Below are 22,936 nucleotides of genomic sequence, written 5' to 3' on the forward strand. Positions count from 1 at the left end.
GAAGGTTATCGGCTTGTCCAAAGCGCCCCTGGTCGCAATCGTAGATGACGACGAAGCTGTTCGGGAGGCCCTTTCCGACCTCCTTATGGTGCTGGATCTATCGTGTCGCACTTTCGATCGAGCGGAGGCCTTCATGGCGGAATATGTCCCTGACCGGTTCGCTTGCCTGATGACCGATGTGAGCATGCCGGGCCATAGCGGGCTTGACCTGCTGCAGCATTTGCGGAGTCTCGGTTCCGCGATGCCGGTCATCATCGTCACGGCTGACACGAATCCGGCGACCCGATCCCGCGCCATGAGAGGTGGTGCCTATGCATACCTCACCAAGCCGGTAAGCAGCGACGTCCTCTTTCGTCACCTGCAGTCCGCCCTGAGGCACGTGGGCTCTAGCCCTGACGGCGATGGACAGAGGCTTTCCGATGGCTAGTCCTGTCCACAACGCCGCCCCGGGCGGCCGCGAACAATCCTTCACATCTCCGCCGGGGATGGCGTTGTCCGGTCTCGCATCTGAAAGCGTGGGATCGCGTTCGGAGGACTTGCGCGCAGCGGACATGCGTGTCGAGGTGGACAGGCTCCACAACATGCAGGTACCCGCGGACATCATGCGAAAATGGCAGGAGATCGCAGACCTTCTGGCCGATATTGTAAACGTTCCCTCCGCCTTGATCATGAGGGTAGAGCCGCCAAATATCAAAGTCCTGGTTTCCAGCGAGTCCAAGGAAAATCCTTACGAACGGGACGAACTCGCATGTCTCAATACAGGGCTTTATTGCGAGACCGTAATGAGCACCCGTCGACCGCTGATCGTCCCGGATGCTCTGCAGGACGAGGCGTGGAAATCAAACCCTGACATCAAGCTGGGCATGATCTCGTACCTCGGCGTGCCGATCAGTTGGCCCGATGGCGAGATATTCGGGACGATCTGTGTTCTCGACAGGAAAAGCAACGGATACAGCGATCTCTATCTCAGACTGCTGTTGCAGTGGCGCGACGTGCTGCAGGCGGACTTGAGATCCATTGCAACCACGCAGCGGGAGATTGAACAACGTGAAGCGAAAATTCGCCGCCTCGTCGATGCCAACATCATCGGCATCGTCATCTGGAATGACGAGGGGCGGATTCTTGATGCCAATAGCGAATATTTGCGCATCGTCGGGTATGATCAGCACGATCTCCTGTCCGGCCGCGTGAGCTGGGCTGACATGACGCCCCCCGAATGGCGCGATCGCGATGCGTTGATGATGTCCGAGGTAAAAAACAAGGGAGCCGTGCAACCCTTTGAAAAGGAGTACATCCGGAAGGATGGCAGCCGTATTCCGGTGTTGATCGGCATCGCGACCCTTGAAGGGACAGACAGCCAGGGTGTCGCGTTTGTGCTCGATCTAACCGAACGCAGACGGGCAGAAGTGGAAGCGCGTGAGAGCGAGCGGCGATTCCGCAGCATGCAGACGGAATTGGCCCACGCCAACCGGCTGGCAACCTTGGGGCAGCTTACGGCGTCCATTACGCATGAGGTCAAGCAGCCGATCACGGCCGCGCTCCTGAATACCCAAACCGCTCAGCGCTTCCTCGCTCGCGAGCAGCCGGATGTCGAGAGGGCGAAGAAGGCAATAGACCGGGCCGTGCTGAACGGCATGCGTGTCACTGAAGTTGTCGACCGGACGCACGCGTTGGTCAGGAAGGAGCCGACGCGAAAGGACAGCCTGGAGATCAATGAAACGATTTCGGAAGTTATCGGGTTGACGCGCGGTGAAGTGTCGAAAAACAGCGTTCAGTTGCGGACTCAGTTTGCGGAGGGTTTACCTCTCATTCAAGGCAGTCGGGTCCAAATTCAGCAGGTGATGCTGAACCTGATCGTAAATGCAGTCGAAGCGATGAGCCAGATGAGCGTCGAGCCTCGGGAGTTGCTGATCAGCACCCAGGCTGAAGCTGACTGTATTCTCATTGCGGTGCGAGACTCCGGCCCGGGGCTGTCGGAGGGCGCGATCGATCGAGCCTTCGAGGCATTTTATACGACGAAGTCGAGCGGTCTGGGGATGGGACTTTCCATCTGCCGTTCGATCGTCGAGGACCACGGAGGACGGTTGTGGGCGGCAGCAAACGTCCCAAGCGGTGCGGCGTTTCAATTCACGGTTCCGATCAGTTCGGATGCCGGGACTGACGACGAACTGTGCCTCCCAACCTCAGCATTGCCGAGCACGGCGGCCGCATGACGCGATTGTCTGCGGCTTAACACACGGCCTGCCAACCCTATCCCAAGGTACTGGTTGATCTATCCGCCGGGCCAGCGGGATCAGCCTCGCCGCACGATACCGTCACCCGGCGTTTGCCATCATCCTGTAGGCCTAAAAAAAGCAATGGCTGACGCGAGCACGAGACCATGACTAAGCCGAACTTGCGTGAACCTTCGGAGGATCTGCCGGCCGCACCTGAAGCGCGCCGGATCGACTTGCCGAGTGCCGATGGGCGTCCTGCCGATGTGGAGATGGCGCGCGTACTCGGGACCACGCCCTTTCACATGGCGTTGGATTCCTCGGGTGCCGGGATCGCCCACTGGAAGCATGAACCGTTGCACGACGTCGTCGAGCCCATGACCCATCACGTCATCATGGCTTACAACGGCATGACGCAGCGCATGGAGCGGCGGACAGGAAAATCAGTTGCGATCGGAACGTTTCGTCCCGGGGTCGTGATCATCATTCCGGAAGGATCAAGCTCCCGATGGGATATTCCGAAACCCGTTGATGTCGTTCAGCTCTATCTTCCGCACACAATGCTGGAGCGCGTTGCCCGCGAAGCCGACACGGCCGCACCAACCGACCTCCTGGAGCGCACGGCGCATCCCGACCCCATTACATCCCGACTGCTCCTGACCGCGGCCGATGCCATGGAGGGCAATGGGGCCCTGGATACGCTGTTCAGGCATCAGCTGACGGATCTGCTGACCACGCGCCTGTTGGCTGCGCATACCGGCTCGCCGACCACGTTCCAGCCGACCCTGGGTGGGCTGCCGCCGTCGGCGCTGCGCCGCGCCATCGAACGCCTGCGCTCGGACAGCGATGCGGACGTTTCGCTCGCGGCGCTGGCTTCGGATGCCGGACTGTCGCGCTTCCACTTCTGCCGCTCCTTCAAGGAGAGCACCGGGCTTTCACCCCATGCCTGGCTGCGCCAGCACCGGCTCGAGCAGGCCATGAACATGCTGCGCGACACTGACGATTCCGTCGTCTCGATCGCGGCCGCGCTTGGTTATTCCTCCCAGACCGCGTTCGCCGCCGCATTCCGGAAGCTGACCAACGAAACGCCGGGCGAGTGGAGACGGCGGACGCGATAACAGCGAACGCTCTGCGATTAACCGACCGCCCTCAATGGCGAGGACAAGTCATGAGCTGCAAGCCAATTTTGCGCGATTTCTCGCAGAAGAATCAGGAAGACGCTTCCAAGGCGCACCGACTTGATTCGCCGAATGCCGACCGGCGTCCTGCCGGTGTGGAGATGGCGCGCGTGCTCAAGACCGCTCCGCTGCGCCAGGCTTCCGATCCGTCCAGTGGAGTGATCGCGCATTGGAAGCACAATGCGCTGCACGACGTCGTCGAGCCCATGGCTGATCACGTCATCATGACTTACCCGACCGGCCTGCAACAGCTGGAGCGACGCTCGGGAAGATCGGTGGCGATCGGAACGGCGCGTTCCGGGGTTGTGACGATCATTCCCGCCGGCTCAAGCGCCCGATGGGATATTCCCGGCCCCGTCAATGTCGTTCAGCTTTATCTTCCGCCCACAACGCTGCAACGCGTCGCCGGCGAAGCCGATATGGCCGCTCCCGGTGATCTCCTGGAAAGAACGGGACATCCCGATCTCACCGCGTCCCGATTGCTCTTGAGCGCGGCGGATATGATTGGAGGCAGTGCCGCACTGGATGCCCTGTTCAGGCATCAGCTGACAGACGTCCTGGCCACTCATCTCCTGGCTGCGCACATTGGCTCGCCAACCGCGTTCCAGCCGACCATAGGTGGCCTCGCGCCCACGGTACTGCGCCGCGCCATCGAACGCCTGCGTTCGGACAGCGATGCGGACGTATCTCTTGCGGCGCTGGCGTCCGATGCCGGGCTGTCGCGCTTCCACTTCTGCCGTGCCTTCAAGGAAAGCACCGGGCTTTCCCCACACGCATGGCTGCGCCAGCACCGGCTCGAGCAGGCCATGAACATGCTGCGCGACACCGACACGTCGGTCGTCTCGATCGCAGCGACGCTTGGCTACGCCTCCCAAAACGCCTTCGCCGCGGCATTCAGGAAGCTGACCGGCGAGACCCCGAGCGATTGGCGCAGGCGCATGCGTTAACAGCAATCTCTCTACAGGTACGTCAATCGCTCTGGGGCAGTCAGAGGTTTGGTCCGCTAGATAAAGACCATGCGATGGTCACGCCGAGAACTAGGGAGACAAACAATGGCCTGGAAGAACTTCGTCGGCCCAAATGCGATCACGTCACGACGAAGGGTGGTCGCGAGCGCCCTCATGTACGGCCTTTCGTTGACGGTGCGCTTCACCTCACCGACCGGTGAGGAAGCGGAAAATTCGGCGCAAGCTACCCAAGGCAAGAATCCGGTGAGCTCCATCGTGATCAACGACGGCGCCCAGATCTTCAAGAGCTGGCCACCGAATCCCGTTCACTCGATCGTCTTTCAACGCAGCTCACGCAGTTCCAGAAGCTGCCGCGCGGTATGTGAACGACCCATGCCGCTAATGCTGGACTGCTTGCCTCCATAGGGGGCCGGCACCTTCGTTTCACGTCTCCGCGTCATGGTCGATCGCTGCCGTCAACGAAGTGCAGCGGCGGTAACGCGCGGAATTTTGAGAAGATCAAACCACAGGAGTAGATCACATGCGACTAGTCATCATAGGCGCCGGCTTCGCCGGCATGTACGCTGCACTTTCCGCCGCCCGCCTGCGCGACATCCAGGGCGTTTCCCCCGAACAGCTCGAGATCGCGCTGGTCGCACCAGAGCCGACGCTGGTGGTTCGCCCTCGGCTCTACGAACCGAAGCCCGAAACGCTGACCGCGCCGCTGCTGGATGTGCTCAAGGCGGTCGATGTTGTCTACGTGCAGGGCAGCGCCGAGACCATCGATACCAAGGCCCGGACGGTGAACATCGTCGGCGCCAAGGGCGCGAAGAAGAGCCTCTCCTACGATCGGCTGGTCGTGGCTACCGGCAGCCGGCTGTTCCGTCCGAATATTCCCGGCCTTGCCGAACACGGCTTCAGCGTCGACCAGCTCGACGATGCGATCGCCCTCGACCGGCATCTGCACGGCCTGGCCGATCGGCCGGCAAAGAACGGGCGCGACACGGTCGTCGTTGCCGGCGGCGGGTTCACCGGCATCGAGGCGGCGACGGAGATGCCCACACGGCTTCGTGCGATCCTCGGCAAGGATACCAAGACGCGCGTCATCATCGTTGACCGGAACAGCGCGATCGCTCCGGATATGGGCGCCGGTCCGCGCCCCGTCATTGAGGATGCCCTGCGCAAGGTCGGCGTGGAGACCCGGCTCGGCGCCGGCGTCGCGTCGCTGGACAAATCCGGCGTCACGCTTTCCAACGGCGAACACATCGAAACCGAAACCGTGATCTGGGCGGCCGGCATTCGCGCCGCTCCGTTGACCCAGCAGATCCCGGCCGAGCGCGACAATTTCGGCCGGCTGCTGGTCGATCGCGACTTGCGCGTACCATCAGTGCCCGGCGTCTTCGCCACCGGCGATGCCGCCAGGGCTGCCAGCGACGATGTCGGCAATTACGCGCTGATGTCGTGCCAGCACGCCACGCGGATGGGCGCCTTCGCCGGCAACAATGCCGTCGCCGAATTGCTCGGCGTTCCGACCAAGCCCTATCACCAGAAGGGATACGTCACCTGTCTCGATCTCGGAGAGGCCGGCGCGCTGTTCACGATCGGTTGGGAGCGCAAGGTCGGGATGGTCGGCGACGTCGGCAAGAAGACCAAGCAGGAAATCAACACCGTCTGGATCTATCCGCCGAAGGCCGAACGTGCTGCCGCGCTGGCCTCGGCCGATCCGGAGCGTGTCACTGACGTGAGTGGCTTCTTCTAGACCCTTCGCGAGAAACGGGCCGCGTTCCGCGCTGGCTGCGCGGCCTGCTCAACCAAGACCAGCCAGCAACCTTCACCATTAAACGGGAGACAAAGATGAATTTAGACACAAGCCTGGCCAACACCTCGCACCCCGCTGCACCGAGCCCTAACGAGTTGGTTCCGTCGCGCTACGCGGTGCAGGTCGGCGACATTGAGGTGCTGGTGGTCAGCGACGGCGTGCTGCCGCTTCCGACCGCCATGCTCGCACACAACATCGACCCGGCCGTCCGGGCAACCTGGCTCAAGGACATGTTCCTGCCGCCGGACGCTTACGATTGGGCGCTGAACGTGGTCGTGGTGCGTAGCGGCGACCGGACCATCCTCGTCGACGCCGGGCTTGGGTTAGATCCTGACTTGCACTTGCCGCGGGCCGGGCAGCTGATCAAGCGACTGGAAGCCGCCGGCATCGATCTAGCGTCCGTGACCGACGTGGTGCTGACGCACATGCACATGGACCACATTGGCGGGCTGCTCGTCGACGGGGTCAAGGAGCGGCTGCGTCCGGACCTGCGGATCCACGTGGCGGCCGCCGAGGTCAAGTTCTGGGAGGCGCCCGATTTCTCCCACGTCTCCATGCCGCCGGGATTCCCGGACGCGCTTCGATCGACTGCCAAGCGGTTCGTGAAAGAGTACCGCAGCCAGCTGCACACGTTCGAGGAGGAGTATGAGGTGGCACCGGGAGTGGTCGTCACTCGCACCGGTGGCCACACCCCTGGGCACAGCGTGGTCCGCGTGGTGTCCGGCGGCGACCGGCTGACGTTCGCCGGCGACCTCGTGTTCGCGGTCGGGTTCGAGCACCCCGAGTGGTACAACGGCTTCGAACACGACCCCGAGGAGTCGGCCCGCGTTCGCATCAACCTTTTGCGAGAACTGGCTGATACCCGCGGGCTGCTGGTGGCAACTCACCTGCCGTTTCCGTCCGTCGGCCATGTGGCAGTCGAAGGCGACGCCTTTCGTTGGGTGCCGGTCTTCTGGGACTACTGACCGCACGGTCTGAACGAGGGCGCGCGTAAGCGCTTCATCCGATACGGGCCGCGTCACCAGCGCCGGAGCGCGGCCCGCCCACCCAAAATCCCTTTGGAGTTCGACCTCGATGAAACACGAGACCGTTCGCGCGACCGCGTTCGCCATGCCGCTAACGAACTCGGCCTTTCCACCCGGCCCCTACCGGTTCATCAACCGCGAGTACTTCATCATCCGCTACCGGACGGATCCCGAGGCGCTGCGCCGGGTCGTGCCGGAACCGCTCGAACTGACCGAGCCGGTGGTGAATTACGAATTCATCCGCATGCCTGATTCAACCGGCTTCGGCGACTACACCGAAAGCGGCCAGGTCATACCGGTGTCCTACCGGGGCGAGGCCGGCAGCTTCGTCCACCAGATGTTTCTCAATGATCATCCGCCCATTGCCGGCGGGCGCGAGCTGTGGGGCTTTCCCAAGAAGCTGGCGCAGCCAAAACTGGCGGTCGAGACCGATACACTGGTCGGCACGCTGAACTACGGCTCGGTCCGCATCGCCACCGGCACCATGGGCTACAAGCACCGCGCCCTCGACACATCTGTCGAAGCCAAAAAACTCGCCGCACCCAACTTCCTGCTCAAGATCATCCCGCATGTCGACGGCACGGCACGTATTTGCGAGCTGGTGCGCTTCCATCTCGAAGACATCACCGTGAAAGGCGCATGGACCGGGCCGGCGGCGCTCGACCTGTGCTCGCATGCGCTCGCTCCCGTCGCCGAGCTGCCGGTGCTTCAGGTGCTGTCCGCCAAGCACGTTGTTGCCGACCTCACGCTCGGGCTTGGCACCGTGGTCCACGACTATCTGGCGCCTGGCGCAACGCTGCGCCGACGCGGGACCGGGTCCGAAATCCTGATCGAAGCGAATGCCGGCTGATGGGATCAGCCACAATGCAGGGAGTTTTGGCAATGCTGAACGTGATGCGTAAACAATCAAGTCCGGTGCCGCAGCAAGAAAGGCCGTTGCCGTACGATGTCGTCGCTCTGGTGCTGCAAGGCGGCGGCGCGCTTGGCGCCTATCAGGCCGGCGTCTATGAGGGCCTGCACGAGGCCGGCATCCGGCCGAACTGGCTGGCCGGCATCTCGATCGGCGCGCTCAACGCCGCGATCATCGCCGGTTCGCCGGAAGGCGAGCGTGTCGCACGTCTGCGCGAGTTCTGGGAGACGATCTGCGCCTTTTCGATTGAGTGGCCCGCCGGCGAGGGGCTGGCCAACGCCTTGCCGTTTGCTTTCGACATCAACTCGGTGCGCAACAGGTTGGCGGCAACGCGGGCCCTGGTCCAGGGGCAGCCCGGCTTCTTCAAGCCGCGCTTCCCGTCGCCGCTGTGGTCGCCGTTCACGGGCGATGCCGCGACCAGCTTCTACGACACGGCGCCATTGCAACAGACGCTGGAGCGGCTGGTCGACTTCGACCGGCTGAACTCGGGCGAAGTGCGCGTCAGCGTCGGCGCGGTCAACGTCCGCACCGGCAATCTGACCTATTTCGACACCGCCGAACGCCGGCTGGGACCAAAGCATTTCATGGCTTCCGGCGCGCTGCCGCCGGGATTTCCTGCCGTCGAAATCGAAGGCGAGCACTATTGGGATGGCGGCGTGGTTTCGAACACGCCGCTGTCCCGTGTGCTGTCCGGCGAGCCATCTGACACGCTGACATTCCAGATCGATCTCTGGTCGGCCAGGGGCCGCGTTCCCCAGGACCTGATGGAGGTGTCGAGCCGGCAGAAGGACATCCAGTATTCGAGCCGCACGCGCGCCGTCACCGACCAGGTGCTGCGGATGCAGAAGATGCGTCAGGCGTTGCAGCGGACCATGGAAGAGCTGCCGGCAAGCGCAAAGGCGAAGCCGGAAATCCGCGCCATCGCCGATATGGCGCGCCATCGCTCCTACAACATCGTTCATCTGATCTACCAGTCCAAGATCTACGAAGGCCATTCGCGGGACTACGAGTTCGGGTTGAGCGCGATGCGTTCACATTGGCAGAGCGGGCTCGAGGACATCCGCCGCACGCTGGCCGATCCGCACCGCCTCGACCCGCCGCCGCCGGAACTCGGCATCGTCACGCACGACGTGCATCGCCGCGACTGAGCTCCCGGCGGACTTCATCTCTCAAAGCATCCGAAAGGAATTCCAATGTTGAAGGGCAAGGTAGCGATCGTGACCGGATCGACCAGCGGCATCGGCCTCGGCATCGCCAGGGAACTGGCGAAGGCCGGTGCCGACCTGGTGTTGAACGGCTTTGGCGAGGCCGGCGAGATCGAGGCGATCCGCAGTGGGATCGAACGCGAGCACGGCGTGCGCGTCGTCTACGACGGCGCCGACATGTCGAAGGGCGACGCCGTGCGCGGATTGATTGATACGACGATCGAGAAATTCGGCCGCCTCGACATCCTCGTGAACAATGCCGGCATCCAGTTCACCGCGCCGGTGGATGAGTTTCCGGCGGCCAAGTGGGATGCGATCCTGGCGATCAACCTGTCGGCGGCGTTCCACGGCATCGCCGCGGCGGTACCGCAGATGAAAAAGCAGCGCTGGGGACGGATCTTCAACATCGCTTCCGCGCACGGCCTCGTCGCGTCGACGCACAAGGCCGCCTACGTCGCGGCCAAGCACGGGATGGTCGGCCTGACCAAGGTGGTCGGCCTGGAGACCGCCGGGAGCGGCGTCACCTGCAATGCGGTCTGTCCCGGCTGGGTGCGAACGCCGCTCGTCGAAAAGCAGATCAGCGACATCGCAGCCCAACGCGGCATCAGCCAGAAGCAAGCGGCCGAAGAGCTGTTGTCGGAGAAACAGCCGTCGCTGGATTTTGCCTCGCCGGAGCAGCTTGGCGGCACCGTCGCGTTCCTGTGCTCGGTTGCCGCAGAGCAGATCACAGGCACGGCGATCTCCGTCGATGGCGGCTGGACCGCACGCTAGGCAGGACGATGAGCATTTCCTCACATGACGGATAAAATGATGATCGCTATCAGCACTCGGCCCAGCCGTTCAGCAAACCGCTCGATGCCGAAGACGACAACAGGCTGTCTACTTTTTCCGGCCAGGTCGAACACCGTTCAAAAACACCTCTACGGCCGAACCGACCGCCGCCTGCACTTCCTTGTCCGACGGCGCCGCGCGGAGCCCGAGAACGACCTGCAGATGAAGGTTGTCGCGGATCATGCCGACAAAGTGCCCGGCCATGCGCGAGCAATCATCGGTCCGAATTTCCCCTCGCTTGTTGGCGGCTTCAAGGACCTCGGCGAGCCGGGACGTCGCCCGGCCGGGTCCTTGTTCATAGAACGACTTCACAAGATCAGGAAAGCGGTTGGCCTCGGTGACGGCAATTCGGTAGATGCCGATCAAGGTGGGCGACATGTAAACGCCCATCAGATGCTGACCAAACGCCGTCAGCGTCGCCCGCAGATCGTGGCCTTCCGTCTGCTCAATGACCAGGGTCGACAGCACCCTGTCCGCGTTCTCCCTGACGATGGCGGAGAACAGGCCCTGCTTGTTGCCGAATTCGCTGTAGATGTTGCGTTTCGAACCACCGGCGCGTTCGATGATCGCGTCGATGCTCGTCGCCGCGTAGCCCTGTTCAAAAAACACCTCGGCCGCAGCGCGAAGCAGGGCCTCCCGGCGACCGTTCGGGCGCCCTTTCTTAGCCACAGCCATTCATCCATCCCGATCCATCCCTTGACTGGTAACGATCATTACCATAGACGTCAAATGGTAACACCCATTACCGGAGGCCGTCATGCAGCGTAACAGGAAGAAGACGATCGGCTTGCTGCTGTGCCTTGGCGCGGTGGTGATCGTGGCCACGGGATGGAGGGCGCGTTCGATCGGCGAGACCTCGACCGACAATGCGTATGTCCGCGGTGACGTGACCTCACTGGCCCCGAAGGTTGCGGGCTATGTCACGACCCTCGAGGTCGAGGATAACCAGACCGTCGAGGCGGGTGACGTCCTGTTCCGGATCGACGATCGGGACTATCGCGCAAAGCTTGCGCAAGCGGTGGCCAATGTCGAAGCGGCCCAGGCCCGCCTCACCAATGTCGATGCGGACATCCAGCTTCAGCACGCCCTGGTTCGCCAGGCCGAAGCGCAGCGGCGTTCGACCGTGGCCGAGAGGAATCTGGCGACCAAGGCCTCCGATCGCCGCCGCGAACTTATCCGCACCAATGCCGTCAGCCAGGCCGCGGTCGATGAAAGCGACGCGGCGCTATCGAGGGCCGAGGCGGGCGTATCGGCGGCGTCGGCGATGGTGGAGGCCCAGCAGCAGCGCATTGCCGTCCTTGCCACCCAGCGCGAAGCTGCCGTTGCGGCCGTGGCGCAGGCGCAGGCCGCACGCGATCTTGCCCAGATCGATCTCGACAACACGGTGGTGCATGCGCCGGTCGATGGCGTGATCGGCAACCGCCAGGTCCGCATCGGCCGGCTTGTCGCGCCGGGCGCCTCGTTGCTCGACATCGTTCCGGTCAAGGACGTGTGGGTGGTCGCGAATTTCAAGGAAACCCAGATCGAACATATCCGGCCCGGCCAGCGCGTCCGTATCACGGTCGACGGCTACCCGAATGAGAAGATTGAAGGCCTGGTGGACAGCTTTGCGCCCGGCAGCGGTTCTGCCTTCAGTCTGCTCCCCGCGGACAATGCGACAGGCAACTTCATTCGCGTCGTGCAGCGCGTACCGGTGAAGATCCGCTTTGCCAGCAACCCGTTGCCCGGCCGCCTCGTGCCCGGCCTGTCCGCGCGTGTCGAAATTGACCGGAGAAGCGGATCATGACCATCGCCGTCGCTGATACGCCGAGCCGCGACAGATCTGCGACAGGAACCCTTCTTGTCGTGGGGGTCGTGCTTGCGACGCTGACGGAGGCGATCGCAGGTACCGTGCTGTCGCTCGGGCGCGGCTATATCATCGGCGACACCTATGCAACTCCCGACGAGGCCGCCTGGCTGGACATCGGATACACCGCTCTGAAACTGATCGGGTTCATGACCGCCCCCTGGCTGATGACCCGTGTCAATCCGCGCGGCCTGATCATTGGTTCAACGCTGGTCATGGGTGCGGCATGTGGCATTGCTGTCATCACAGCCCGGCTGGACCTGTTGATCGCGCTCCGCATGATACAGGGCTTCTCCGGAGGTGCCTTGCTTATCGGCGGCCAGGCGATCATTTTCCTCGCCTATCCGCGCGCCCACCAACCGATCCTTCAAGCGCTGTTCGCGATGGGATCGGTCGTCGCTCCCGGGACCATCGCCCCGGCGCTCCAGGGATGGTTGCTCGACAGCCAGTCCTGGGCATGGATTTTCGTCAGCGTCGTTCCGGTGGCGCTGGCAGCGGCCGGCCTCCTGTTGATCGCGGACGCCCCGAAGCCCGCTGCGGCCGTGCGCCGTCCGTTTGATTGGATCGGCTTCTCGCTGATGTCAGTCACATTTCTCTGCTTCACCTATGTCCTCAATCAGGGCAACCGATGGCGCTGGTTCGAGGAACCTCGCATCCTGTGGCTGACAGTGCTGGGCGCCGCCGCCCTGCTGCTGTTTCTCGGTCACCAGGTGATCGCCAAAGGCCGGGGCCTGCTCGATTTCACCTTGTTCCGGACGGAAGATTTTTCCTTCGCTTTCATTGTCAGCTTTGTCGCCGGCGCCGCGCTGTTCGGGAGCGCATTCCTGATCCCGTCGTTTGCCGTCTCCGTTCTCGCGTTCAGGCCTACAGACGCCGGCCTGCTGTTGTTGCCGAGCGGCGCATTTTTTATCGGAACGCTCCTCATAGCCGCCTTCCTCTTCCAGGCCCGCCGCGTTCCTCCGGTCGCGACGGTGCCCTTTGGGATCCTGATGATCATGATTGCGATGTGGATGCTATCAGGCTCGACCAGCGAAAGCGGCGCGCACGACATGATGGCAGCCATCCTGTTGCGCGGCTTCGGCCTCGGCTTCCTGTTTCTGTCCATCACGCTGATCGCTTTCAGCCATCTCAATGACCACAAACGTGCGTCCGGCATCGGTCTGTTCAATGCGGGTCGCCAGCTTGGCGGTCTGATGGGGGTCGCCGGACTGCAGACACTGATCGACCACAACGTCGCCCGCAATGTTGCGGTGCTCGGCGCCAGTGTCACCGCGGGTGTGCCTGCGGTCAGCGAGCGGCTGACGGCGACGACCGCCATGCTCGCGGCAAGAGGAATGGACGCCGTGGCCGCCAGCCGGGCGGCCACGAGCCTGCTGGGCAGAGCCATCACAGGTCAGTCCACCGTGATCGCCTTCGACACCGCGTTCAATGCCGTCGCGTTGCTTTTCGTCATCGCCGCGCCGGTGCTGGTTTCCATCAAGATCGGATTCCACCGCTACGCGAAAGCGCACGCGGCGCAGTCATCCCGGAGCAAGGAGCCGTAACATGAGACGTCCCGCGTCTGCTCGAGCAGATAATGCTGAATCGAGGCCGGACATTCGCTCCGACATCGTGTCGGCGATCAGCGGGGCGCTCGCTGATCCCTGCGATACGCCCGCCGGTCTTAATGGCATTTTTCATCGCAGCGGATATTCGGAAGGCGATATCTGGTCGGCATTCGAAAGTATCGACGATCTCGTCGTCGCGGTTGCCGAGCACGAAGCCCTGTTCATATCGCAGCCATTGGTGAGGAGGGTACGTCCAAATACCCTTGACGATGTACGCGATACCCTTGTCGCCTTCGGGCTAGTTGCCTCGCGAGAGTATTCGACCACCCTGGTCGGGTTCATCCGGATGATGATGGCCGAAGGTGCGCGCAACCCTTCTCTCAAGAAGCGGGTGTACGAGGCAGGGTCGGAGATCGTCACACGGAGGCTGCGGGAGTTTCTGTCGGACACCAATGAAAGAGGAATCCTGTCGATATCGGACGCGCAGGTATGCGCGGAGCAATTGATGGGACTGCTGAGGGAGCCGCTCTACCAGGCACTGATGCTGAATCCCGTGACGAGCCAGAGCGGAACAACCGCCGACCGCGTCAAGGCCGGCGTTGAAAGGTTCTTGCATGGATGTGCAAGCGCGAGGAGCGCCAGATATGAACGCGCCATATGATACGGTCCGTGCGAGCCAGTCCTGGCTGGCGCGGAGCAGCGACAGCCCATCAAGCCTGAAGGTCGTCGACGATGTCCCGTCGGATCTGGCCAACTGCGCCGACGAGCATGGATCGCTGGTGACGGTCGAGCCCGTCGACTGGATCATTTGCTTCGTCCCCGGCCTGAAACGGCAATGGTGGCATCGGTTCGTCCATCACAAGCATAAGCACGTCTTTGCCATGCGGCCCACCAACACCGGGAGCTGGCTGCTCGTGGAGCCGTGGTGGACCCGCATGATGGTGACGATCCTGCCGCCGGCCGATGCCGTCAAATTTCTGCGGTGGGGTGGGACGGGCGATATCCTTCGCGTCCGCGAGCAGGTCCCGGGCAGAGCGAGCCAGATGCGCGGCTGGTCGAATTGCGCTGTCATCACGGCGTTCGTTCTCGGGCGACCGAGCTGGACGTGGACGCCGCACGGTCTCTACAAGGAACTGCTCCGCGAGAAGACAACGCGGCGCGAGAACGTGGAGCAGCTTCTGGTCGACCAGTTCGCCAAGGTCGTCAGCCAATATTCGTCCAATGCACTGAGTGTCAGTGCCGACCAGCTTTCGCTGCCGCTCAGGGAATTGCTCATCATCATCGGGCGCAATCTTCTCGAGACGATGATGACACCGGCCTTGCTGGAGGTTTGTTACACCGCCATCCTCGAAGCGGACCGCTACCCGAACGCGACGCGGGTCTACGCGCAGCATGGCCCAAAGCGGGCCATCGCGGTCCTGACAAAAATTCTCGCAAGAGCGAAGCAGGCCGGCGAGATCGATCTTGCCGATTGCGAAGCCGGCGCCCGCCAGTTTCTCGGCATGCTCTATGGCAACATTCACCTGGAAGCTGTGCTCCAGCTCGGCGCGATACCAACGCTTTCCGAGATCGATTTGCGCGCCCGCACCGCGGTGAAAGTTTTTCTCGACGGCGCCGGGCCCGACGAGACGGCAATCCTCGAGCGACCGGTATTGCGCAAAGACGGCGGGTCGTTGCCGATGGCTACCCGCCGGGCTTGGGTCTACCTGCGTTAGCTGGGCTGTTTTCTGGTTGGCTTCCGTGCCGGACGCCCCGGTTTTCCGAAGATCGCCGGGGGGACCGCGCGATCGATGATCTCGCGAAGGGCGAAATTCGACTGGATGCGCGAGACGTGCGGCAGGCGCGACAGTTCGGTCCGGTGAATTCTCTCGAAGTCTTCGATGTCGCGCGCCAGCACGATCAGGAGATAGTCGTCGTTTCCCGACATCAGAAACGTGCGGATCACCGACGGACAGTTGACGACGGCGGCTTCGAACGATTTCAGCGCCTCGTCACTTTGGCTGTTGAGCGCGATTCTGACCAGCACAGTCGTGTTGAGGCCAAACCGGCCCGGATCAAGGATGGGCCTGATAGCCTCTGATATATCCTTCGTCTTCCAGCGCGCGTTGCCGCCGCGCGATCGCGGTGCTCGAAAGTCCCACCCGGTCCGCCAGTTCGGTGTGACTGACCCGCGCGTTGGCGCTGAGTTCGGCGAGAATGGTCATGTCGATCTTGTCGTGGTCCATATGTTTAAAATCCTGCGCCATAGTGCCAAGCAGCGTTGAATTTCTGCACTATTTGCCGGTATGCGCGCAAGTTTGCTGAGAAACAACCACGGTTCCCTCCTAGAAAAGAGGCGTGCCATACAGCGGAGGTTGCCATGAAGGTCGGGGTGCCCAGGGAGATCAAGACGCACGAATACCGTGTCGGTCTGACGCCGGGGGCCGTTCGCGAATATGTGGCGGCGGGGCACAGCGTCGTCGTCGAAACCAATGCCGGCGCCGGCATCGGCGCGACGGATGACGCTTATCGCAAGGCCGGCGCTACTGTGCTGGACTCCGCCCGCGAGGTGTTTGCGTCCAGCCAGATGATCGTCAAGGTCAAGGAGCCTCAAGCTTCGGAATGGTCGCAGCTGCGGCAAGACCAGATTCTCTTCACATACCTGCATTTGGCGCCGGATCCCGAGCAGGCCAAGGGCCTCATCGAGTCCGGATGCACCGCAATCGGCTATGAGACCGTGACGGATGCCCATGGCGGCCTGCCGTTGCTGGCGCCGATGAGCGAGGTGGCGGGCAGGCTTGCGATCGAAGCGGCCGGCGCAGCCTTGCGGCGGCATGCGGGAGGCCGGGGCCTGTTGATCGGGGGCGTGCCGGGTGTCCAGCCGGCACGTATCGTGGTGATCGGAGGCGGAGTCGTCGGGACGCACGCGGCACGCATGGCGGTCGGCCTCGGCGCCGAGGTCACCATTCTCGACCGTTCGATCGGCCGCCTCCGCGAGCTGGACGAACTGTTCGAGGGGCGTGCTCGCACGAGATTCTCGACCATCGACAGCATTGAGGAAGAGGTGTTCGCCGCCGACGTCGTGATCGGCGCGGTGCTCGTCCCGGGAGCGAGCGCGCCGAAACTGGTGATGCGGAATATGTTGGGTTCGATGCGCAAGGGGGCTGTGATCGTGGATGTTGCGATCGACCAGGGCGGCTGCTTTGAGACATCGCACCCGACCACCCATGCCGATCCAACCTTTGAGGTGGAGGGCGTCATCCATTACTGCGTCGCCAACATGCCAGGCGCTGTTCCGCTGACCTCCAGCCAGGCGCTGAATAATGCGACGCTGCCTTTTGGCCTCGCGCTCGCCAACAAGGGATTTGCGGCCGTGCTGGAGAACCCGCATCTGCGCGCAGGTCTGAACGTCTACCGGGGCCGGCTGACGTGCGAGCCGGTGGCCAGAAGCCTCGGCATGCCGTTCTCACCGCTTTGACTCGAAGCTGACATCGCAGCCCGGCGAACGTGAGTTGACGCGAGAGCCGTCGGCAAATCCTCGATCGGAAGTACTGTTGCCAACCCAGGAATGTGCGACTACGCTTTACCTCTGGTAGACCCAAACGGTCTTTCGATTGGCCGCACGTTCATGCCCAAGTTCCTTCGCATTGGAGTCCATCAGTCGAACGTTTCCGGATACACGTCCAAGGCATGGTGTATTCGACGCGTTGGCTCGGCGGTTTTCCTGAAGTGGGGCGCCGTGGAGGTCCATGGCGCCGGCGATGGGCGAAAGGTTTTCTGGACGCTTCCACCGAGGGTGAAAACCGTTCGTTGCGGTACTGCGCAGCGTGCCATGGACTACACAAAAGCTGCGATCGCGCGGCGACGTAGCCATCGCTATGAACCGCTGCCGGGACCCATTGCGATGCGGCGCCGATCCGCCGGCCGTGGCGCCGAACCCGAAAAGGCGCTCGCCACGATCCTGTTTGTCGATATCGTCCGGTCCACCGAAAAAGCGGCGCGGCTTGGCGATGCCCGCTGGACGCAGGTGATGAGTCACTATTACGTCGCCGTCCGCAGAGAGCTGAAGACCCTGCGCGGCAAGGAAGTCGTGACCACGGGGGACGGACTGCTCGCGACCTTCAAGGCGCCGGCTGCCGGGGTCCGTTGCGCGACCGCGATCCGCGAGGCCGTGCGCACGCTGGGGTTGGAGATCAGGGTGGGGCTGCATGCGGGCGAATACAAAGTGAGCGGAGCCGAGATGGTCGGTCTCGCGTTTCACATCGGCGCGCGCGTCGCCGCGAAAGCCCGTGCCGGCGAAGTCCTGGTCTCGAGCGCGGTCAAGGATCTGATGTCGCAGTCGGGGATCCTCTTCAAGGATCGCGGCGTTCATCGACTGAAAGGCGTGCCGGAGCGATGGCGCCTGTACCGGGTCGAACATTAAGGCGTCCTGCAGGATTGGGCACCGGTATTGCCTGGACGGTTCGCGCCTCAGCTTGGCATTCAGGAGGCTTTTGCAATGCCAAGCATCTGCATCAGATCCGAATCCGATGTCCGCATGAGATCGACCACGGCCTGATAGGCGCGATGCGGTTCGCGCGCGATGATGGCATCGCGCACGGCACGGTGTTCGGGCAGGCATTGTCGGCGGCAACCCAGGCTTCGAGGATTGGCGCTTTCGGAGTTGAACAGCCGGGCTGGCGATGTCCGTTTACCGGGGAGAGCGGACCTCGCCGACGCGTGTGTTGACTTCCGAGCATGACCCCACGGCGCACATTCAGGCACAGTCAATGTTGATGGCCAATTCCATTATTAGCGCATTCTGAGCCCTCACATGGCCAATGAAGCGCCAGAATGATCATTGCATTTGGGCGTAACACCCATTGTTTTTTGATCGTCGCTGACTTGCCAAGATCAAGACAAATATTGACGATCAAGTAGGTGACCAATGGCTTATCGCGCATTGGGAGACCATTGTTATCGAGCTGATACTTACCAAGAGCATATGTCGGGGTCGGCCAGGAGCCAGCAGTATTGTAAGCGCCTAAAACAAGCCTGTTCACGCAAGGGTGGCTCGTGGGCATCGGGTAAACAAGTGCCGGATAGGTCGGCTTTGATTGCTTGATTGCATATATGCTTCCTTGAGACAAAGGCACAGGAGTAAGTCCGGTCAAAAACGACTGAACGCGATAACCACCAAACTTTCCGCCTTTCTCAGGAGAACTCAAATTTGTTCCATCTGTCTGTATTCCCACTTCACTGGATAACCAGTTGCTTGCGAATGTTAACGGCCGGGATGGAAGGCTTCCGACGTCAGACGGATTTTGGCTTATGTTTTCTTGAGCCAAGATCATATCAATCGCATTTGAAAGACCTTGTTGCGCTGAAAAGAATGTCTGCAAGTCGGTATTGGGATCTGGAATTGTGAATTTCCCATTTGCACTAAACTGAGGGATTAAACGCATCAAGCCTTCTGGGCTACACAACAATTCTGACTGCGCGGACAAAGCAGCTGCACTGGAAAGAGATGAAGCAGACACTGCGACGGCGAGGAGAGCGGTCCTGATAGAAAAAATAAACATAGCCGAGACTCTCTGAATGAACTCCGAACCGCACGAACCTTGCGTTTTTCCTGCGCTTTGGCAAGGCAAGCCGCGGTCGCGAGCAGCAGATGGCCTGCCTTATTTCTTCGAACCAGTTTTTCACTACACTGCGTCGCCAACATGCCGGGCGCTGTTTCGCTGACCTCCCGCCAGGCGCTGAATAATGCGACGCTGCCTTTTGGTCTCGCGCTCGCCAACAAGGGATTTGCGGCAGTGCTGGAGAATCCGCATTTGCGCGCCGGTCGCCGACCACACGCGAGGCCGTGCGCGCAGATGGTGCAGCATAGCGATCTGCGGCAACCGTGCGAAACAGGCTGCTCATCGACATCGGCTCAAGATACAGCAATAGGGCTGGCGGATCAGGCACGGCGCGCAAAGCTGACGCAACGGCCGCTAATGGGGCAAAGCGCGGATGCTAACCCTGCGCTTCCTCAGTCTTCCCTTCGACAGGTGCTGCGCGCTTTGCGAACACGCCCCTGGCAGGCAGCTCCTGCATCTTGCGCCACTGCGCCGGAGTGACGCCCATGTGGCTCTTGAAGGCGCGCTGGAAGGCCGCTTCGGATTGATAACCGACCGCCTCCGCCACAGCGCCGGTTGAAAGCGAAGGGTTCTTGAGTTCGTTGGCCGCGAGCGTCATGCGGATGTCGGTCAGGAGATCACTGGCCGATCTTCCCAGCTTCTCCTGAAACTGCCGCGCAAGCGTGGCTCGCGACATGTTGGTGAGGCGCGCAAGGTCAGGCAGCGACCATGCGCGTGCGGGCTCGTTGAATAGAGCGGCCACCGCCGGAGCCAGGCGGGGATGACCGGCCAGGGCAAGAAGACCCCGCGGGGAAACCTGGGTTTCGCTCGCGAGGCGTAGCACAAGCGCTAACATTGCCGTCGACAGCGCATTCAGCATGGCGCGGCCGCCCATGCGATCGTCCGCCGACTCGCTCCGCATCAGCGAGACGAGGCTCGCGAGTTGCGCAGCCGTTTCCTTCTGTCCAGCGAAGGGCCCGGCATGCACCACCAGGCGCGGCGGCAGATAGCTGCGCAGCAGGCGGTCGTGCGGCGGAGCGACGGCGAAGTGTCCGCACAATAGATCGAGCCCCTCCGAACCGTGATTTTCGCTGATCGTGAAGTTGAGGGCCGCGCGGTTGCGGGCCGGCAGCGGCGTGGCCCCGCTGCCGTCGTGCATCACGTGCCGCGGGTTGCCTGGAAGCAGCAGGATGTCGCCGGCGTTCAGCTGCAGCGGTCGGCCGCCCGCCGGATCTTCCAGCATCGCGGAGCCGGCGAGCACGGCGTGGTACGGGATTTCGTTGGCCTCGCCGGGCCCCTGGTCGATGCGCCAAGGGGGGCCGTAAGAGCAGCGCAGGTCGAGCCGCCCGCGCACCGGCATCATTTCGAACAGCCGGCTGAGCCAATCCACGGCGTCCCCTTAGCAGCATACTTGAGGCGATAGAGCATATAATCGAGGTTATGTAACATTCAACGTCTCAAATCACGATCGTATCGTCGCTCCGCAATCGTTCACCAACGAAACCAAGGAGCGTCCCATGTCACGTCTTTCAGTCCCGAATCTCGAATCCGACGCCGGCGCGTCGGGCCAGATCTATGCCCAGATCAAGAAGGCGATCGGCAGCGTGCCGAACACGTTCGCGGCCATCGCCGCGCACGGCCCTGCCGCCCTCAAATCGGTCCTCGCCGCCGATGCCGTCCTCGCTGCAGGCAGCCTGACCAAGCGCGATCAGGAGATTATCAAGCTCGTCATCAGCGCCGCCGGCGGCTGCGACTATTGCGTTGCCGCCCATAGTCACCTCGCGAGGCTGGCCGGTGTGAAGCCGGAGGTACTGACGCAGATCCGCGAGGGCCAACCTACCGGTGACGCCAGGCGCGATGCACTGGTCGGCTTCGTCCGCAAGCTTGCGCAGTCCAGCGGCACCGTCAGCGACGAGGATTTCGCCGCGATCAAGGCGGCCGACTACAGCGACGCTCAGTTGGTCGAGATCAGCCTGGCTTTCGCGACCACCGTCTTCACCAACGTCTTCAATCGCATCAACGACACCGAGATCGACTTCCCCGCGGTCGCGTGAAGCCGATGTTCGTCAGATATTGAAAGGATCACGACCATGACCACGCTTGCCAATACCGCTCAATCTCCACTTGTCCGTGCGCTGCACCGGTCCGGCCTCCTTGCTGAGGATCTCGACTACCACGTTGTCCGCGCCTCGATGGTGATCATGTTCTTCTTCTTCGGTTACCAGAAGTGGTTTGCGTACGAGTTCGAAAGACTGGTCCCCTTCATCGACAACGGGCCGCTGATCTGGTGGCTCTATCCGGTATTCGGCCACGCCGGCGCCAGCTACTTCCTCGGCGTCTCGGAGTGGACCTTTGGGTCCCTGCTGCTCGCAGGCTTCTGGGACAAGCGGCTCGGCATCCTTGGCGCGCTCGGCTCGACCGGCACCTTCATCGCGACGGTCACGATCATTCCGTTCATGCCGGAAGGCTGGGATGTTGCCGCGGGCGGATTCCCCGCGATGACGGGGAACGTTCCCTTCCTGATGAAGGACGTCGTTCTGCTCGCTGTTTCGTTCTATCTTCTGAGGCAGGACGTGGTTCGCCTGACGCGGTAACAGGATGGCACTCTGCTGATGGCGATGCGTCGCCGGGGGGGCTTCCCGCTCGCCGGCGATCGCGCCGTTATGAGCGGGGCTGCGCCACGCGTAGCCCGAAGGGCTGTGGCTTGCCGAGCCGTAGCTCGCGGCCGCCTTCGCCTGATGAGCGTCCCCGTCCGTCTTCGCTTTCGCTTCGCTCAAGCTACGCCGGACACCACGCTTCGCCCCTCGGCCTCCGCTTGGCTGCGCCACGCGTAGCCCGAAGGGCGAAGCGTGGTGGGCCCGGCAGGACTCGAACCTGCAACCAGACCGTTATGAGCGGCAGAATATCGATCAGGTTCGTTGAGTTTGCTGCCTTTTTGTTCGATTTCGATCGCGTTCGTTGCGTTCTGATGAGGTTGTTTCTGGTGCGAAACTGGTGCGGCGTTTCTGAAGCCTGATCCTTGACGGTCCTGTATTGAGACTTCGGCTGCACAATCGACATGGGCGAATCCCTGCACCCCTGCATCTTTCGGCCAAAATGGTGAGCGGCAGCTTCTGGCGCAGAGCGGACCTTCGGTCGATCTTGCACGTCGCTGAAGGCCAACAACAGATTATCCAGCGGAACACAACAACTTCGTTACCCTAAAGCGCCAAATCACCTTGCTCTTGAATTCGAATTTGGCCGATCCGGCGCCCGATGGTATGTTCCCGTAGCTTTGTTGGGAGGGCGCGATGGCTGAAGCGAAACTTGCTCCGAACCTGCCGGACTGGATGCTCGAGCACGCGAACCGCTATATAACGAGCGGCGGAACCGAAGGTCATATGTACAAGGTAACGGTGCCCCAGCATGGTGAGATGACCGTGCCGGCGCTGCTGCTGACCACTACCGGCCGCAAGTCTGGCGACAAGTTCGTATTTCCGCTGTTTTTACGGCATGGAAGGCGACAGTTATTTCATCATTGCCTCAAAGGGAGGCGCGCCCCAACACCCCGGCTGGTATCGCAACATTCTTGCGAACCCCGACGTTGAAATACAAGTCGGGACCAAGAAAATTAATGCGCGAGCCCGGACGGCGGAGGGCGAGGAACGCCTCAGGCTTTGGAAAAAAGGGCTCGAATTCTGGCCGCCCTACGCCGACTATCAACTCAAGACCGAGCGCGAGATACCGGTGGTCGTGCTGGATCCAGTTCATTAGGGCGGTGGCCGACCTTCGCAGGGACGGCTTCTCATTATTCGCACGCCTTCCCTTTGCCGGGACACGGGATGTCGGCTCGCACG

At 62.2% G+C, this 22,936-nt stretch carries 23 protein-coding genes and 3 pseudogenes; 22 read left to right on the forward strand and 4 right to left on the reverse strand.

All coding sequences use genetic code 11. From position 1 onward, the window contains the following. The first annotated feature begins 13 nt into the window (after positions 1-13). The 10 genes from ABIE49_RS28395 (at position 14) to ABIE49_RS28440 (ending at position 10,068) form a co-directional block, all read left to right on the forward strand. Positions 14-427 carry a response regulator transcription factor gene (locus ABIE49_RS28395; RefSeq protein ID WP_192739955.1) on the forward strand — a complete coding sequence of 138 codons (414 nt, stop codon included), beginning with the start codon at positions 14-16 and terminating at the stop codon, positions 425-427. Further along, positions 420-2,213, forward strand: coding sequence for a GAF domain-containing sensor histidine kinase (locus tag ABIE49_RS28400; RefSeq protein WP_354067020.1), 1,794 nt, complete (start codon positions 420-422; stop codon positions 2,211-2,213). Before ABIE49_RS28395 ends, ABIE49_RS28400 begins: the two co-directional genes overlap by 8 nt. Before the next feature lie 167 nt (positions 2,214-2,380). Further along, positions 2,381-3,331, forward strand: coding sequence for a helix-turn-helix transcriptional regulator (locus ABIE49_RS28405; protein ID WP_192739956.1), 951 nt, complete (start codon positions 2,381-2,383; stop codon positions 3,329-3,331). A gap of 50 nt (positions 3,332-3,381) precedes the next feature. Next, positions 3,382-4,338: a helix-turn-helix domain-containing protein gene (locus tag ABIE49_RS28410; protein WP_192740016.1), complete on the forward strand. Its 957-nt coding sequence runs from the start codon at positions 3,382-3,384 to the stop codon at positions 4,336-4,338. A gap of 105 nt (positions 4,339-4,443) precedes the next feature. Then, complete coding sequence (locus ABIE49_RS28415) at positions 4,444-4,764, forward strand: hypothetical protein (RefSeq protein ID WP_192739957.1); 321 nt, start codon at positions 4,444-4,446, stop codon at positions 4,762-4,764. A 115-nt stretch (positions 4,765-4,879) separates the two neighbouring features. Continuing rightward, positions 4,880-6,097 (forward strand): NAD(P)/FAD-dependent oxidoreductase, encoded by a 1,218-nt coding sequence (locus ABIE49_RS28420; RefSeq protein ID WP_192739958.1) that lies wholly within the window; start codon positions 4,880-4,882, stop codon positions 6,095-6,097. Between the two features lie 95 nt (positions 6,098-6,192). After that, complete coding sequence (locus ABIE49_RS28425) at positions 6,193-7,122, forward strand: MBL fold metallo-hydrolase (RefSeq protein ID WP_192739959.1); 930 nt, start codon at positions 6,193-6,195, stop codon at positions 7,120-7,122. A gap of 109 nt (positions 7,123-7,231) precedes the next feature. Next, entirely contained in the window at positions 7,232-8,032 is an 801-nt protein-coding gene (locus ABIE49_RS28430) for an acetoacetate decarboxylase (RefSeq protein ID WP_192739960.1), read from the forward strand. 32 nt (positions 8,033-8,064) lie between these two features. Continuing rightward, positions 8,065-9,240, forward strand: coding sequence for a patatin-like phospholipase family protein (locus ABIE49_RS28435; RefSeq protein ID WP_192739961.1), 1,176 nt, complete (start codon positions 8,065-8,067; stop codon positions 9,238-9,240). 45 nt (positions 9,241-9,285) lie between these two features. After that, positions 9,286-10,068 (forward strand): 3-hydroxybutyrate dehydrogenase, encoded by a 783-nt coding sequence (locus ABIE49_RS28440; protein WP_192739962.1) that lies wholly within the window; start codon positions 9,286-9,288, stop codon positions 10,066-10,068. Positions 10,069-10,176: 108 nt separating this feature from the next. Here ABIE49_RS28440 and ABIE49_RS28445 read toward each other — a convergent pair whose 3' ends face one another. After that, complete coding sequence (locus ABIE49_RS28445; protein ID WP_192739963.1) at positions 10,177-10,803, reverse strand: TetR/AcrR family transcriptional regulator C-terminal domain-containing protein; 627 nt, start codon at positions 10,801-10,803, stop codon at positions 10,177-10,179. A gap of 82 nt (positions 10,804-10,885) precedes the next feature. Between ABIE49_RS28445 and ABIE49_RS28450 the strand changes: the two genes are divergently transcribed. Genes ABIE49_RS28450 through ABIE49_RS28465 form a run of 4 tightly spaced genes read left to right on the forward strand, consistent with a single transcriptional unit; the run spans position 10,886 to position 15,236 of the window. Next, on the forward strand, positions 10,886-11,914 hold the full coding sequence (locus ABIE49_RS28450) for an HlyD family secretion protein (protein WP_192739964.1): 1,029 nt from the start codon (positions 10,886-10,888) through the stop codon (positions 11,912-11,914). Beyond that, positions 11,911-13,518: an MFS transporter gene (locus ABIE49_RS28455; protein ID WP_192739965.1), complete on the forward strand. Its 1,608-nt coding sequence runs from the start codon at positions 11,911-11,913 to the stop codon at positions 13,516-13,518. The genes ABIE49_RS28450 and ABIE49_RS28455 overlap by 4 nt, the downstream gene beginning before the upstream one ends. A gap of 1 nt (position 13,519) precedes the next feature. After that, complete coding sequence (locus tag ABIE49_RS28460; RefSeq protein ID WP_192739966.1) at positions 13,520-14,182, forward strand: TetR/AcrR family transcriptional regulator C-terminal domain-containing protein; 663 nt, start codon at positions 13,520-13,522, stop codon at positions 14,180-14,182. Continuing rightward, the gene (locus ABIE49_RS28465) at positions 14,166-15,236 is read left to right on the forward strand and encodes a TetR/AcrR family transcriptional regulator C-terminal domain-containing protein (RefSeq protein ID WP_192739967.1); all 1,071 of its coding nucleotides are present in this window, start codon (positions 14,166-14,168) and stop codon (positions 15,234-15,236) included. Before ABIE49_RS28460 ends, ABIE49_RS28465 begins: the two co-directional genes overlap by 17 nt. Here the strand turns inward: ABIE49_RS28465 and ABIE49_RS28470 are convergent. Further along, positions 15,233-15,746 (reverse strand): annotated as a pseudogene (locus tag ABIE49_RS28470) (Lrp/AsnC family transcriptional regulator). The gene ABIE49_RS28465 and the pseudogene ABIE49_RS28470 sit on opposite strands and share 4 nt — an antisense overlap. A 134-nt stretch (positions 15,747-15,880) precedes the next feature. Between ABIE49_RS28470 and ald the strand changes: the two are divergent. Next, positions 15,881-16,978: an alanine dehydrogenase gene (gene ald, locus ABIE49_RS28475; RefSeq protein ID WP_192739969.1), complete on the forward strand. Its 1,098-nt coding sequence runs from the start codon at positions 15,881-15,883 to the stop codon at positions 16,976-16,978. A 150-nt stretch (positions 16,979-17,128) separates the two neighbouring features. Beyond that, the gene (locus tag ABIE49_RS28480) at positions 17,129-17,923 is read left to right on the forward strand and encodes an adenylate/guanylate cyclase domain-containing protein (protein WP_192739970.1); all 795 of its coding nucleotides are present in this window, start codon (positions 17,129-17,131) and stop codon (positions 17,921-17,923) included. Between the two features lie 343 nt (positions 17,924-18,266). On the opposite strand, the gene ABIE49_RS28485 is transcribed toward ABIE49_RS28480, so the two are convergent. After that, a complete protein-coding gene (locus ABIE49_RS28485) occupies positions 18,267-19,061 on the reverse strand; it encodes a hypothetical protein (protein ID WP_192739971.1) in 795 nt (264 codons plus the stop codon). Positions 19,062-19,187: 126 nt separating this feature from the next. Between ABIE49_RS28485 and ABIE49_RS28490 the strand changes: the two are divergent. Both ABIE49_RS28490 and ABIE49_RS28495 read left to right on the forward strand, forming a co-directional pair. Continuing rightward, a pseudogene (locus ABIE49_RS28490) lies at positions 19,188-19,329 on the forward strand (alanine dehydrogenase); the annotation flags it as partial. Then, positions 19,327-19,431, forward strand: a pseudogene (locus ABIE49_RS28495) (CGNR zinc finger domain-containing protein); the annotation flags it as partial. The pseudogenes ABIE49_RS28490 and ABIE49_RS28495, both read left to right, overlap by 3 nt. 66 nt (positions 19,432-19,497) lie before the next feature. Here the strand turns inward: ABIE49_RS28495 and ABIE49_RS28500 are convergent. Then, positions 19,498-20,490: a cupin domain-containing protein gene (locus ABIE49_RS28500; protein WP_192739972.1), complete on the reverse strand. Its 993-nt coding sequence runs from the start codon at positions 20,488-20,490 to the stop codon at positions 19,498-19,500. Between the two features lie 127 nt (positions 20,491-20,617). Here ABIE49_RS28500 and ABIE49_RS28505 point away from each other — a divergent pair, with 127 nt between their 5' ends. From ABIE49_RS28505 to ABIE49_RS28520, 4 genes are all read left to right on the forward strand, one after another. Beyond that, complete coding sequence (locus ABIE49_RS28505) at positions 20,618-21,154, forward strand: carboxymuconolactone decarboxylase family protein (protein WP_192739973.1); 537 nt, start codon at positions 20,618-20,620, stop codon at positions 21,152-21,154. A gap of 36 nt (positions 21,155-21,190) precedes the next feature. Continuing rightward, on the forward strand, positions 21,191-21,694 hold the full coding sequence (locus tag ABIE49_RS28510) for a YkgB family protein (RefSeq protein ID WP_192739974.1): 504 nt from the start codon (positions 21,191-21,193) through the stop codon (positions 21,692-21,694). A 696-nt stretch (positions 21,695-22,390) separates the two neighbouring features. Next, the gene (locus ABIE49_RS28515) at positions 22,391-22,687 is read left to right on the forward strand and encodes a PNPOx family protein (RefSeq protein WP_354067753.1); all 297 of its coding nucleotides are present in this window, start codon (positions 22,391-22,393) and stop codon (positions 22,685-22,687) included. Beyond that, the gene (locus tag ABIE49_RS28520) at positions 22,593-22,853 is read left to right on the forward strand and encodes a nitroreductase/quinone reductase family protein (RefSeq protein ID WP_354067023.1); all 261 of its coding nucleotides are present in this window, start codon (positions 22,593-22,595) and stop codon (positions 22,851-22,853) included. The genes ABIE49_RS28515 and ABIE49_RS28520 overlap by 95 nt, the downstream gene beginning before the upstream one ends. The last annotated feature ends 83 nt before the right edge of the window (positions 22,854-22,936 follow it).

It is taken from the genome of Bradyrhizobium sp. OAE829 (genome assembly GCF_040546575.1).
In the GTDB taxonomy this organism is placed as follows: Bacteria; Pseudomonadota; Alphaproteobacteria; order Rhizobiales; family Xanthobacteraceae; genus Bradyrhizobium.